The sequence below is a fragment of the Bacillus sp. FSL K6-0923 genome (assembly GCF_038630825.1).
Classification (GTDB): Bacteria; Bacillota; Bacilli; order Bacillales; family Bacillaceae; genus Bacillus; species Bacillus pumilus.
The window spans coordinates 1,113,071-1,126,534 of record NZ_CP152044.1; the positions used below are offsets into that span (position 1 = coordinate 1,113,071).

Annotated in this window: 15 protein-coding genes; 6 read left to right on the forward strand and 9 right to left on the reverse strand. The window is 42.4% G+C overall.

Annotated elements, in window-relative coordinates:
* Positions 1-23: 23 nt before the first annotated feature.
* From sbcD to MHI16_RS05535, 3 genes are read left to right on the forward strand one after another with little or no spacing between them, the layout of a single operon-like run.
* Complete coding sequence (gene sbcD, locus MHI16_RS05525) at positions 24-1,199, forward strand: exonuclease subunit SbcD (RefSeq protein ID WP_058014359.1); 1,176 nt, start codon at positions 24-26, stop codon at positions 1,197-1,199.
* Positions 1,196-4,591, forward strand: coding sequence for an SMC family ATPase (locus MHI16_RS05530; RefSeq protein WP_058014358.1), 3,396 nt, complete (start codon positions 1,196-1,198; stop codon positions 4,589-4,591). Before sbcD ends, MHI16_RS05530 begins: the two co-directional genes overlap by 4 nt.
* A 19-nt stretch (positions 4,592-4,610) precedes the next feature.
* The gene (locus MHI16_RS05535; protein WP_058014357.1) at positions 4,611-4,910 is read left to right on the forward strand and encodes a hypothetical protein; all 300 of its coding nucleotides are present in this window, start codon (positions 4,611-4,613) and stop codon (positions 4,908-4,910) included.
* Between the two features lie 47 nt (positions 4,911-4,957).
* Here MHI16_RS05535 and MHI16_RS05540 read toward each other — a convergent pair whose 3' ends face one another.
* The 8 genes from MHI16_RS05540 to MHI16_RS05575 form a co-directional block, all read right to left on the reverse strand.
* Positions 4,958-5,176 (reverse strand): spore germination protein, encoded by a 219-nt coding sequence (locus tag MHI16_RS05540; protein ID WP_003211468.1) that lies wholly within the window; start codon positions 5,174-5,176, stop codon positions 4,958-4,960.
* A gap of 22 nt (positions 5,177-5,198) precedes the next feature.
* Positions 5,199-5,633 (reverse strand): spore germination protein GerPE, encoded by a 435-nt coding sequence (locus tag MHI16_RS05545; protein ID WP_058014356.1) that lies wholly within the window; start codon positions 5,631-5,633, stop codon positions 5,199-5,201.
* The gene (locus tag MHI16_RS05550; protein ID WP_058014355.1) at positions 5,633-5,809 is read right to left on the reverse strand and encodes a hypothetical protein; all 177 of its coding nucleotides are present in this window, start codon (positions 5,807-5,809) and stop codon (positions 5,633-5,635) included. Before MHI16_RS05550 ends, MHI16_RS05545 begins: the two co-directional genes overlap by 1 nt.
* Complete coding sequence (locus MHI16_RS05555) at positions 5,806-6,420, reverse strand: spore germination protein GerPC (protein ID WP_058014354.1); 615 nt, start codon at positions 6,418-6,420, stop codon at positions 5,806-5,808. The genes MHI16_RS05550 and MHI16_RS05555 overlap by 4 nt, the downstream gene beginning before the upstream one ends.
* Before the next feature lie 31 nt (positions 6,421-6,451).
* Positions 6,452-6,685 carry a spore germination protein GerPB gene (locus tag MHI16_RS05560; RefSeq protein ID WP_058014353.1) on the reverse strand — a complete coding sequence of 78 codons (234 nt, stop codon included), beginning with the start codon at positions 6,683-6,685 and terminating at the stop codon, positions 6,452-6,454.
* 14 nt (positions 6,686-6,699) lie between these two features.
* Positions 6,700-6,921, reverse strand: coding sequence for a spore germination protein (locus MHI16_RS05565; protein ID WP_003211745.1), 222 nt, complete (start codon positions 6,919-6,921; stop codon positions 6,700-6,702).
* Positions 6,922-7,048: 127 nt separating this feature from the next.
* Complete coding sequence (locus tag MHI16_RS05570) at positions 7,049-7,210, reverse strand: aspartyl-phosphate phosphatase Spo0E family protein (protein ID WP_012009503.1); 162 nt, start codon at positions 7,208-7,210, stop codon at positions 7,049-7,051.
* Positions 7,211-7,332: 122 nt separating this feature from the next.
* On the reverse strand, positions 7,333-8,427 hold the full coding sequence (locus tag MHI16_RS05575) for a CotH kinase family protein (RefSeq protein ID WP_061407304.1): 1,095 nt from the start codon (positions 8,425-8,427) through the stop codon (positions 7,333-7,335).
* A 991-nt stretch (positions 8,428-9,418) separates the two neighbouring features.
* Between MHI16_RS05575 and MHI16_RS05580 the strand changes: the two genes are divergently transcribed.
* Together MHI16_RS05580 and MHI16_RS05585 are read left to right on the forward strand one after the other, a co-directional pair.
* On the forward strand, positions 9,419-10,324 hold the full coding sequence (locus MHI16_RS05580) for a fumarylacetoacetate hydrolase family protein (RefSeq protein ID WP_058014351.1): 906 nt from the start codon (positions 9,419-9,421) through the stop codon (positions 10,322-10,324).
* Between the two features lie 92 nt (positions 10,325-10,416).
* Complete coding sequence (locus tag MHI16_RS05585; protein ID WP_058014350.1) at positions 10,417-10,785, forward strand: YisL family protein; 369 nt, start codon at positions 10,417-10,419, stop codon at positions 10,783-10,785.
* 38 nt (positions 10,786-10,823) lie between these two features.
* On the opposite strand, the gene MHI16_RS05590 is transcribed toward MHI16_RS05585, so the two are convergent.
* The gene (locus MHI16_RS05590) at positions 10,824-11,351 is read right to left on the reverse strand and encodes a DUF2777 family protein (protein ID WP_268466943.1); all 528 of its coding nucleotides are present in this window, start codon (positions 11,349-11,351) and stop codon (positions 10,824-10,826) included.
* A gap of 156 nt (positions 11,352-11,507) precedes the next feature.
* Between MHI16_RS05590 and asnB the strand changes: the two genes are divergently transcribed.
* A complete protein-coding gene (gene asnB / locus MHI16_RS05595) occupies positions 11,508-13,349 on the forward strand; it encodes an asparagine synthase (glutamine-hydrolyzing) (RefSeq protein ID WP_169056254.1) in 1,842 nt (613 codons plus the stop codon).
* The last annotated feature ends 115 nt before the right edge of the window (positions 13,350-13,464 follow it).

Here is a 13,464-nt window from a genome sequence, read left to right on the forward strand (position 1 = left end):
TATCGAAATGAGAGGTGAATCACATGAGGATTCTGCATACAGCGGATTGGCATTTAGGGAAAACCCTTGAAGGTCGAAGCCGGCTCGATGAGCAAGCACAGTTTTTAGATGAGCTGTATCAAATCGTGAAAGACGAACACATTGATGTCATTGTGATGGCCGGTGATGCCTTTGATACAGTGAATCCGCCTGCTAGAGCAGAGCAGCTTTTTTATGAAAGTCTATCTGCTTTATCTGATAAAGGAAAACGCCAGGTAGTGGTCATTTCAGGCAACCACGATAATCCGGATCGCTTATCAGCCGCATCTCCTTTAACAAATGATCAAGGGATTCATTTAATTGGATATCCGACAAATGACATCATCCGTGTCGATGTTTCTTCTGCGGATGAACGTTTATCCATTGCAGCACTCGCTTATCCGTCTGAGGCGAGGCTAAATGAGGTGCTGGCTGAAACATTCGAAGAGAAATTGCTTCGTGATCATTACAATTTAAAGATTCAACAAGCGTTTCAACATTTAAGTACTCAATTTCAACCGGATACGGTCAATATCGCAACAAGCCACATTTATGTGGCAGGAGGAAGTCAAACAGATTCAGAAAGACCGATTGAAGTAGGCGGCGCATATACCGTTGCGGCTGAAAGCCTGCCAGAATCCGCTTGCTATGTTGCGCTTGGTCATTTGCACAGGCCGCAAACGATCAAACGTGCCAAAACGATTGCTCGTTATTCTGGATCACCTCTTGCTTATAGCTTTTCTGAATCAGGCTATGCCAAATCAGTCACAATTGTGGAGGCAAAACCGAATGAAAAAGCGAGCTGGAAAGAAGTGTTTTTATCAAGCGGAAAACCACTTATGAAATGGAAGGCGACTGAGGGACTGAGTCAAGTGTACGAGTGGCTGGATGAAAAACGGGATCTTCAGGCATGGATTGATCTAGAGATTCATTTAACAGATCAGCTCTCTATTGAAGAGATTCATCAACTCCGAAAGCAGCATAGTGGGTTTGTTCACATTCGTCCAAAATTCAAAGAACTACAGCAAATAGAAGAGCAAAAGCAAGTGGAAAAACTCTCGATCGAAGAGAGATTCGTGAAGTTTTATGAGCGCCAGACAGGTGGCGGTCTGCCTGATGAAAAAACAGTCAAACTGTTTTTAGAGCTAGCCAATGATATGCAAGAGGAGGAAGCGACTTGAAGCCGATTACGCTGACCATTAAAGGACTTCATAGCTTCAGAGAAGAACAAACAATTGACTTTAGCTCATTATGTGATGCGGGTGTGTTTGGCATATTTGGACCGACAGGAAGTGGAAAGTCGTCCATATTAGACGCTATGACCCTGGCCCTCTATGGCAAAGTGGAGCGTGCGTTAAATAATACACATGGTATTTTGAACCAAGCGGAAGAAAAGCTGTCGGTTTCCTTTACATTTGCTTTGCAAAAGGAACACCACATTTCTTATAAAGTCGAGCGTGCTTTCAAACGAGCGGATGAAATGAAAGTCAGAACGACTTTATGCCGCCTGATTGAAATCGGTGATACGCAGACAGTTCTCGCAGATAAAGCGAGTGAGGTGAATCGTAAAGTAGAAGAACTACTCGGATTAACCATTGATGATTTTACCCGTGCGGTCGTCTTACCTCAAGGGAAGTTTGCAGAATTTCTCTCCTTAAAAGGGGCAGACAGACGTCAAATGCTTCAGCGGTTGTTTAACTTGGAGAAATATGGGGATCAGCTCGTCAAGCGATTGCGTGCAAAGGCTCAAAAGCATTATGGACAAAAAAATGAACTGCTGGCTGAACTGAATGGTTTAGGAGAAGCTGGCCCAGAGGCGCTGGCAAAAGCAAATGAAGCAGCAGAGCAGGCAAAGGCTATTTTTCATGAGAAAAAACAAGCGCGGGACGAAGCGCTCACTGCTTTTACAAAGGCGCAAACGATCTGGCAGTATCAAAAGGAACAAGAAGCTTACGAGACTGAACAAAACAAGCTGAATTTACTGGCACCATCAATAGAAGAGAAAAGGGCGAAGCTCCATATCGCAGAGCAGGCAGAGACGCTAAAGCCCTATGCGGATGCATTGACAAAGGCTGAAAAACAGCTTTCTCAAGCATCGAAAGAGAAGCAGGAAGCAGAAAAGCAGCTGCTGCATCAACGAACGATCTATGATCAAATGGCGCGGGAGTATGAGCAAGACCGGCAAAAGAAAATAGAGACAGAGCCAGACCTTCTCCAAAAGAAAGAGCAGCTGATTCAGCTAAAAGAAATTGAACGTAAAAAAGAGGCAGCTCTTCAGGAAAAGACGGGCATAGAGCGTCAAAAAAATGAAAAAGCGCAGCAGCTCCTCCAAAAGAAGAAAGAAGCGGAGAATCTCCAATCTCTATTAGAGCGTGCACTAACGAAACAAACACAGCTGAAGAATGAGCTGGAGCAGTTACAAGTTTCAGTGAAAGAACGCAAAAGTGTACAGGATGCTTTACGTTTAAGTGAAAATGTTGAAAGAATAAACCTTAGCATTCAAAAGGAAAAGCAAAAGCTGGAGGAGTTCAACAAGCGAGCCTCACAGACTTCAGAAGCATATGAAAGGCTTCAAAAGCAGCAAAACGACCATCATGAAAAAATAGACCAATCGTTTCAAGCAATTGAACACCTCTATTTTTATGTATGTGAACTCGAACGAGCTCTGACAGAATGGAGTCAAAAAGAACAACAACAGAAACTCGAAAAATTAAAGCAGCGAGATGCTGTAAGAGCGGCAGAATTAAGAAAAGAATTAGCAGCAGAGCTAGTAGATGGTGAGCCATGCCCGGTTTGTGGGTCGATTCATCATGATCCAAAGGCTTTGCAATCCAATGACCATGAAGAAACCGTGGCACAAGTCGATGAAGTCATTCAACGGATGGACAAAGAGCTCAAGCAGGCAGAGGATTATGGAAGAGACATGTATGCCGCAAAGCAGCTTCTCGAAACGCATGCCAATCAATTAGTGAAGCAATTCGCTTTCTTATCTCAGAAAGCCCCTGGAGCGGAAGTCGCTGCAGCAGTAGAAATGGTACAAAATTCGCAGTCTTTGCAGGATCTGATGCAAGAATGGAAAGGCATAAAGCAAGATATTCAAGAAGTTGAACAGAAACGAGCTCGTTTAATGGATGAAACGCATGATCAATCAGCAGAGATGAGCAAAATGAAAGAGCAAATGACTTTTGAACAGCAGCGCATTGAAGAATTAGAAGTGCTGATCAAAGAGCTTCATGCTGAGCTTTCAGAGCAAACGACTCAATTTGAACAGACCTTCCCGCATCTTACATTGAATCAAGTACAAGAAATGCAAAAGCAAATCGATGAAAAGGACCAACAAGCGGAAGGCTATAAAGAACGAATTGAGAAAAGTATTTCGTTTTTGGAAGAAAAACAGCTAGCAAAAGAACAGCTGCAGACAGTGATATACAATGTCGAGAAAGAACTTGATAAACTAGCGCATCAGTTAGAAAGTCAACAGCAGCTTATCCAACAATATGAAATAGATTTAGGCCGATATCCATTAAAAGCTGCCTCTATTTCTGATGAACTTATAGAGGTTGAACACTCCCTTTCTCTTCTTAATGAAAAAGAGCAGCAATCGTACAAGCAATTGCAGCACGCGCAGCAGTTGTTTAGTGAGGCGCAAAGTCATTTTTCAAGCAGTGAGCGTCAGCTTCAAGAGGCGAACAAGCGAAAACAAGAAACAGCAGCAGCTTGGGAAACAGCAGCAGAATCTTCTCCTTTTCATATGCCGCAGGAAATTGAGTCTGTTTCAATGGAACAAGCAGTACGTCAATCGGTCAAACAAGAAATTGAGGAATTTGAGGATAAAAGAAAGGAATGTGCCGCAAACTTAAAGCGAATTTCTGAATTATTGAAAGAAGAGTCTCTGGATGAAAAGCAGTGGATGGACATTCAGCACAGAAAAGAGGCAGCTGAAAAAGCATTGGAAGAAGCGACTGCAATGAGTGGGTCCGCACATGAACACCTGCGTGTGATGGAAGAGAATCATCAGCGCTTTGCAAGTATTCACGAACGATTGGAAGCACTGCAGCAAGAAATTGATCGCCTTGATAAACTGCAAACTGTTTTTAAAGGGAATACGTTTGTTGAATTTTTAGCAGAAGAACAGCTGGAAAGTGTCAGTCGTGATGCATCCGCCCGCTTAGGTATGTTGACGAGACAAAGATATGCGATTGAGGTCGACTCAGAAGGCGGCTTTGTTATGCGTGATGATGCAAATGGCGGTGTTAGGCGTCCCGTGTCCAGCTTGTCCGGCGGGGAAACCTTCTTGACATCACTGGCTCTTGCCCTTGCTCTTTCTGCACAAATTCAGCTGAGAGGTGAATTCCCGCTGCAATTCTTTTTCCTTGATGAAGGATTCGGTACGCTCGATCAAGACTTGCTTGATACGGTCATTACCGCATTAGAAAAGCTTCAGTCTCACAATTTAGCAGTTGGTGTTATTAGCCACGTGGAAGAATTGAAAATGAGGCTACCGAAGAAACTGATTGTCCATCCAGCAGATCCAAGCGGGAAAGGGACAACGGTCTCAATGGAATTGATGTAAATGTTGAGGTGATGACAGGGTGGCAAAGCAAACCATTGGATTATGTGAGCTGTGCGGAAGACAAAATGTCCTGCTCACAGAACACCACTTAACACCAAGAGAAGAAGGTGGGGCTTTTTTACCGACTGCCTTCCTGTGCATCCCTTGCCATAAACAAGTACATGCTCTTTATACAAATCAGGAGCTTGCCGCACGTTTGAACACGCTTGATGCGCTTAGACAAGATGAAAAGCTTGTTCCGTACATCAAATGGATTCGAAAGCAGCCGGCAAGTAAGTTGGTCAAAACAAAGAAATCAAGACAACGTAGAAAGAAATAAACATAAAAAAGCGCTCCTCTAAGTGAAATGGATGTAGAGGAGCCGCTTTATGCATTGCCTACCATATTCTGATCGTTTAAGTCAGGATCCACATAGTTAGTGGCGCTAATGCCATTATTTAAAATCAAGAAATCTCCGGTATTCCCCGCTCCAGAGCCTAAAGCAGATTTTGAAGAACTTTTAGGCGAAAGATAAAATGAGTCACCGACGTTTACGACGCCCCCAGAAATCGAGTTAATGTAAATGGGTCCGACAATTGCTGGCATAATCGACATCCTTTATTCGAAGTCATATCACCATCATATGCGCAGGGAGGTCCAATTGTGAGTTTGGCGGATTTTCGTCGTTGTTGCTAAATAACTCTCGAATATGCTTTACTCGTGCAACGGCATTTATCCCGCACGTAGAGCCGATTTGATAGATAGAGGAGGAAGAGACCCCTTCTACATGAATTGACGAAACTTTAATGAGAGGCTTTTCATGATAAAAGGCCGTTCTAACTTTTCGTTCTGGCAGCATCAATGGGATTGGCTCATAATACACTTCAAATTCTTTTGCATCTAGGTTTTCAGCTTCATTTCCATAAAACAAACTAATCGTTCGCTGAACAGCTAACACCTTCACGTTCGGGCATAACTCTTGTGTATCACCAATTTGAACCACACTCGAAATCCCCACAGAATTCACCTTCGAGAACTTCACTTGAGATGTGCGCTTTATCATTATCGAGGGGATAGAGGAACAAACGGGCCAATAATTAATGATTCTGGCGGTGTATCGAAAATCGATGACAATTGTACATGGTCTGTGTCCCCGATAATAAATAGGGAAGAGGACGATACCCCAACTACTTTGATGCTTCCGGTTTCGATGTTGCGGTTGACGACTGTGAAATTCATCCGTTTTCCTCTCCTTTCGTTTCATTTGGAATATGGGCTAAAAAGTGTTCGATAGCCCGTTTGACATCATGTTTCACATATTCAGCAATTTGCTCGGAACGTTGAAGTGGTGTCATATCTTCCCTTTGTGGCAGCTGTCCCGCGTAATATTTGATTCTGCTGTCTATCTGTTTTCGAATGTCCTCAATGATATGGTGCTTGTTGCTTTCATCAAGCGAGCCTTCGTATCGCTGCTCTAGTTCTTCAAGAAGCTGTGGTGCTTCTTCATTTAAGAATGCATCGACAAGCTGGCGTGTTTGATTGAAAAATTGATCAGCCATTTCTTGCTGCATCATTCCAATTCCCGGGGTTGTTGTTTGACCCACTTCAAAATTTTGAACACTATTTGGATCAGATGGATTGAGGCCGATATTTAATGTGCCTTCCAGCCGCTCGATTTTCAGTTGATCAAATTGATAATCAATCCGTTCAATTGTTGTTGTCGGTTTATCTTTGATCATTTGCATTTCCTGCTGAAGCTCATTAAGCCTTTTTTCAAGCATCATGATTTGCTGTGTTTGCTTTTGAATGATGCCATACATTTGTGAAGCGTTGTTTTGATAGTCATACATATGCATACACCTCCGGGGATTGCAGATGAACTTATGTTGTTGGTGACTGAAGCGGTACAAAAGGTGTCGTGGTTGCGCCTTGAGATTCTGCAATGCCTTGTGTGCCTGCTGCGGCAGGTGCTGATTCTACGTAGCTTCCAGTGTTATACAAATTGGATAATGCCTTGATGGATCCAGCACTTCCGATTTGCAGAACGGATGAGTTACTCACAGACTCCACTCGTAAGTAATTAATTTGTATCGCTTGATTAATATAGAAGTTCAATGGATTCTCACTCCTTACAAGTTACCAACAAGCGGTTGATCAATGACATCACTATCATACGTATTTGTCACACTTTTATAGTTGCTAATGCGCAATTGATCACCAGTGTTAAAACTGCCTGCGCCAGCAAACGTTTTAACCTGACTATTTGGAGAAATGGTGATGCAGTCTCCAACATGAACGACTCCGCTCGTTCCGACGGCATTTACTTTAAAGGCTCCAACAATAGCCGGCATAGCGGTGCACATCCTTTATAAAAATAAGGCACTTTGTTTTTGGGCGTTTCACCATAGCTTATGATGGGTCTTTTAATGTGTGATTGTCTTTTTGAAAGCTTTTGGTGAGAGGAATGAGGTGTATGGTTTACCCTTTTTTAGAGCATTCATTCGAGGTGTATTTGATGCCTTTATTTAAAAGTGTGTCAAGCTCTTGACTGCACCTGATGGTTTCTTCGGCATTCATCCCGAATTTTTTTGCGGTCTCAATTAAATGTAATCTTTTTTGTTCAATTTCATAATTGATCATAACGGACGCCAACTCTCACATTTTTTATCAAATAGAAGGATATGGTTAGTATACCCTATTTTTCTATAAAAAAAGTTGTTTCGTCAATATGAGTAATAAAGTGACAAAATTCGAAAGCGTCCTTACGTGACATCTCTCTCTTTTCTTATTTCAGTCTGTAAATAACGTCGTCTTTTGTTGATATACTGCCGGATGATCTCTCGTTCTGATCGTAGAATGTCTTTTCGGTCTCTTGTATAAGGATCATCTCCAATTCGCTTCTCAATAGAAGCATGCCATTTCTCAATGATTGGACAAAGCCGGTCTTCTAAAAAATGTGTATCGAGTACGTGCTGGAAAAGCGTGTAATAGGCTCTCTTAAACGCAGGGATATCTAGTAATCTAGCAGTTAACGTATTAAAGCCGCTTACTGGAATATAATCAAACGCCATTTCTTCTCCATGAATGTCACGGCCCCATGTCGCATCATAATCCCAAGGAAGCACTTGGAATCTGCCTTGTTCATTCACATAAAGAGCGTAGTTATGGACAAAGCCGTCAAAGTTTTGTGTGCACACGACACCAATGAGCCAGCGGAAATACTGGGTCACATCTAGGTAATGCCCAATCTTTTCGGCAAATATGTCATCTTTCGCTGTGTTGAGAAAGTAAATAAATTCACTCAGCTGTTGATCATGTTGAGAACTCCCTGTTTTTTTCTCGTACCCGAGGAGAAGGTGTTTTTTTGGCTTTTTATCAAATGAACTCAAAAGGGAAAAGTTGGCGTCGTCATCGACTGCATAATAAATGCCGCCTTCTGAAAGCTCTCTTTTCTGAAAAAAGTGCTCATCGACGGATTCTATTTTTAAATAAATGCCTTCTTTTCTTCCGTTTATCGTGAGAAACACATGAGCCGCAGCAGGACTTAGCACCCCTATCTGCTCGAAGAAATAAAAGGACAGTCTGTTTCGGATAAACGAAGGGTCATTGTATTCTGCATTTAAATGAAAGATCGATTCGCCTTGTCTTTGCTTTGGCTTTCGATATTCAATTTGATAGGACTTTTTTTTCAGCTTTCTGATGTGAGACCCCCGATATGAAGCATAAATGTGTGATTTGATCTGGCCAGTTTTCAAAATGCCCTCAACAGGTTCGTCGTTCCATATGTCTTTTCTTAATTCAATCAGGTCCTTTGGATGAATCCAAATATCCATTTGCTTTAAAGGTTCTGTGGTCATGCGTTCATCCTCCTCCTTTGCTCTTCTTTACGATATGAAAATGAAGGAATGTCCTGTACCCGTTTGTTAGGTATTCATGGAGTTTTAAAAGAAAGGGGCATCCGCCAAGAACACTTGTCTATCAAGTCTCGTAACATAAAGCAGAGAAGATAAACAGCTTGATCTGTTTGTTTTGTCAAAGTATAGACTGGGAGGGGAATCGTTCGTGAGCACATTTGATCATTCACATATTGAGCATGCAGTGGATTCACTTAAAAGTGAGGGGCGTGATCATCACTTAGATCGTGAACCAGAATCGAGACGTTCGCATAAGTCAGCTCGTTCTCGTCATTCAAGTCGCGGTCATTGGTTCTTTGGCGGTGGTGGACGCCGTAAATCATGCCGCAGTAAAAAAAGCTACAGAAGCTATCGTTCAAAGAAAAGTTATCGCTCGAAGAAAAGCATGAAGAGTAAAAAGTCATATAAAAGCAAAAAATCTTGCAGAAGCAAAAAGAGCGAACCGAAAAAATCATGTCGCAGCAAACACAGATCCCATCATAAGAAAAGCTGCCGCAAGTCACACCGCAGCAAATGCAGATCGCATCATAAGAAGAGCTGCCGCAAGTCACATCGTAGCAAGCACAGATCGCATCATAAGAAGAGCTGCCGCAAGTCACATCGCAGCAAGCACAGATCGCATCATAAGAAGAGCTGCCGCAAGTCACATCGCAGCAAGCACAGATCCCATCATAAGAAGAGCCACAAGTCGCGCCGCAGCCACTCTTGCAAAAGATGTGGAAAGAAAAAGCATCATTCCCGCAGCAGAGGAAATGTTGATCGTAAATGGGATCAAGGGAACATGTGGGAGTATCGCCGCTACCGCTAAACATCAGATCATCTTTTTTGAAACCCTTTTTAAAAGAGAGTATGATAAAAAAGGGTTTTTTTTATTTCATAGAGAAATAAAATGAGACATCACCACTTAGCGAAATGAAGATTGTGAGGGGAAGACATGAAGTTTTTTACAGGTGAGATACATAGCAGGATGTTTATTGGGGTAGTCATTGATGATGAATGGGTCATGGACGTCAAAAAGGCAGAAGCCAAATTATTCGAGCTAGAGACACTGCCGAACTCTTTAGCTGAATGTATTCATATGGGGGACAAGTTTGTTGAGCATGTCAAACAGCTCCTTGACTGGGCTGAGAAAAAAGAAGAAGACCGCGGTTCTTATGTTTATCCGCTGTCGGACGTGAAACTCCATGCGCCCATTCCAAAGCCAGCTAAAAACATTATGTGTGTTGGAAAGAATTATCAAGATCATGTCATGGAGATGGGAAGTGCAGCGGATATTCCTAAAGATGTGATGATCTTTACAAAGGCACCTACTTCAGTCGTTGGACATGAAGCGGATATCCTCCTTCATGAAGATGTGACGAGTGAACTGGATTATGAAGGGGAGCTTGCGATCGTGATGGGCAAATCAGGAAAGAATATTGCACCTGAAGAAGTCAAAGATTATCTATTTGGTTACACCATTTTAAATGACGTAACGGCAAGAGATTTACAGAAAAAACACAAACAATTTTTTATAGGGAAAAGCTTAGATACAACCTGCCCGATAGGACCTTATATTGTGCATAAGTCTGTGATTGAGGATCATAGCGCGCTTCATGTGGAAACAAAGGTTAACGGAGAGGTTCGCCAGTCTGCAAGTACAGAATTAATGATTTTCTCCATCGAGAACATTGTGTCTACTCTTTCAAAAGGGATGACACTAGAAGCTGGTGACATCATTGCAACGGGAACACCTTCTGGGGTTGGCAAAGGCTTTGAACCGCCTAAATTCTTAGCTTCAGGGGATCAAATCGATATTACGATTGAACCGATTGGAACGCTATCAAATCGCGTCAAATAAAGAGTAATATGACACAGGATTGTCGTTTTGTGTTCGACTTATTTCGTGGTACGATGAGAAGGTAATTGTTCTGATAAAGGGGGAAATAACAAATGGGAACGCATTTACATATTACAGCATGGGTGCTAGGAATTATTTTATTCTTCGTGGCCTTTGCTCTAGCAGGTAAAAACGACAAAGGTGCTAAAATTGTGCACATGATTGTCAGACTATTGTACTTGATCATTATCGCCACAGGCGTAGAGCTGTATGTTCGCACAGGAATGAAGATTCCAGGTTTCGGTGGCGAGTATATCGGTAAAATGATTCTCGGTATCCTTGTGATTGGCTTCATGGAAATGACTCTTGTACGCAAGAAAAAAGGAAAATCGGTGACTGGTGTATTGATTGGTTTTATCGTACTCGCGATCGTGACCATTCTTCTCGGTTTACGTCTGCCGATTGGTTTTCATATCTTTTAACAGAAAAAGGACATTGCTTATACGAAGCAGTGTCCTTTTTATATGCCATCAAACTGTGAAACCGACCGGTGACCGTCAGAAGTGGTCCATTCAAACCGAATTTGACCTGCAGTTGAGTCGTGGTGAGATTGAAGGGCAAGCGATTGTGTATCTGTCGAAAACTGAAAGAAAGTAACTCGTTGAAAAGAATGAAAGGAGGAGAAAACACAATCATAGACGGAAAAGCCAAGCTGCTCGATCTGTGCAATGATTTCATAAAAGACGTTTTCAGGAACAAACATGAGAAGGTCAAGCAAGCCTTTGGCGAGTGATGCCGTATATTGAATTTCTTCACCGCCTTGTACTTCTAACAGCTGTCCATTTTCATGAAGTATCATGGAACCGAGCAGCTCTCCTTTTATCCACCTATCATTCTCCTTCAAACAGATCATCGTGCTTTGAAGACTTTCTGGCAGCATGAGTTCTCCTTCTTCATCTTCAATCAGACAATGCCCATTTTCAATGAGTAAATACCCGCTACACCATCTTCGGCTGCAGCGTTCAAGCTGCTTCATTCGTTTTTCCATTTGCAGACGCTCCTTTCCTCTTTCTTTTTCTTACCAAATCAAGCTTGTCCTATACGCCCGAGAAAAAAGGACAAATCAACTATCGAGGAGACGATGCATAAACTAAGAAAGGCTGAATGAGAACACTTGAGGAAAAACGGATGGGAGCTGATGATGATGTGTGGAATAACAGGCTGGGCAGACTTTAAAAAGCAGCTCATCCAACAGGATCATGTAATCAATCAAATGACAGATACATTATCTAAAAGAGGGCCAGACGATACAAATACGTGGAAAAGTGAGCACGTTCTATTTGGGCATAAAAGGTTAGCGGTTGTAGATGTAGAAGGCGGAAAACAGCCGATGACATATACACATCAAAACCATGCTTATACCGTTGTATATAATGGAGAGCTCTATAACACAGAGGATATAAGAAAAGAATTGTTAAAAAGAGGCCACCGCTTTCTTGGGCATTCTGATACAGAGGTACTTCTTCACGCCTACACAGAATGGAAGGAAGAGTGTGTGACCCATTTTAATGGTATTTTTGCATTTGTGATTTGGGATAGTGAGCGTGAATTATTATTTGCAGGGAGAGACCGGCTCGGCGTCAAGCCATTTTTCTATACAGAACGTCATCATTCCTTTTTATTTGGTTCAGAAATCAAAGCGCTTCTTGCTCACCCTGATATGAAGGCAAAAGTCGATCATGAGGGATTATCGGAGATTTTTGGTTTAGGACCATCTAGAACACCAGGGCAAGGAGTGTTTAAAGGGGTAAAAGAGCTGAGACCTGCTCATGCCTTGACCTATTCAAAAGACGGACTATGTGTGTGGAGATACTGGAATGTCCAAAGCAAGGCGCATACGGACTCACTTGATGACACCGCACAGCACGTCAAGGATCTCTTTACAGATGCCGTCACAAGGCAGCTTGTCTCTGATGTGCCTGTTTGTACATTTTTATCGGGTGGCGTCGATTCGAGTGCCATTACCGCCATTGCCGCTAAGCACTTTGAGAAAATAGGGAAAGCACCGCTTCATACGTATTCCGTTGACTACGAAGGGAATGATCAATTCTTTGAAGCAAGTCAGTTCCAGCCGAATGCGGATGGTCCATGGATTGACCGCATGACCAAGGCATTTCAAACGAATCATCACAGCTGCATCATTGGACAAAAGGATCTGGCTGCTTATTTAAAGGAAGCGGTTGAGGTCCGAGACTTACCGGGTATGGCAGATATTGATTCTTCCTTGCTTTGGTTCTGCCGAGAAATTAAAAAGGACTTTGTGGTTGGTTTGTCAGGTGAATGTGCGGATGAAATTTTTGGAGGCTATCCTTGGTTCCATTCGGCAAATGAAACGAATGGTTTCCCTTGGATGAGATCGACGGAAGCTAGAACGCAGCTCTTACAAGACTCGTGGCAAAAAAAGCTGTCACTAAGAGAATATGCACAAAGCAAATATGAAGAAACCGTGGCTGAAACGCCTCTTTTAGATGGAGAAACTGGAGTAGATAAAGCACGGAGAGAACTTTTTTACTTAAATATGGTCTGGTTTATGACAACGCTGCTAGATCGAAAAGACCGGATGAGTATGGGGGCGAGTCTTGAGGTACGTGTGCCATTTGCGGATCATCGCCTTGTCGAATATGTATGGAATATTCCTTGGGAAATGAAAATGCATGGAAATCGTGAAAAAGGGGTTTTACGGAAAGCATTAGAGGGAATTTTACCGAATGAAGTGCTTTATCGCAAGAAGAGTCCTTACCCGAAAACACATCATCCAGCCTATACTCAGGCTGTAAAAGAGATGTTAACAGGTTGCCTTGCGCAAAAAGATTCTGTTCTTCACGAATTTCTAGATCCACATCAATTAAAGCAGTTGATTGAAACGGAAGGAGCTTCCTTTCAAGTGCCTTGGTATGGCCAGCTCATGAAGGGCCCGCAATTAATCGCTCATCTGGCGCAGATTCATCACTGGTTTGAGACGTATCGAATTGATATAGAAGCGTAATAAAGGGCCGGCTTTCTTACATTTGTTGAAGGGAAGCCGGCTTTTTTTGATACATAACATGAGACAAATAGAGCACATCGAAAGTTGATCTAATCTTTCTAATTTGTATAATTAA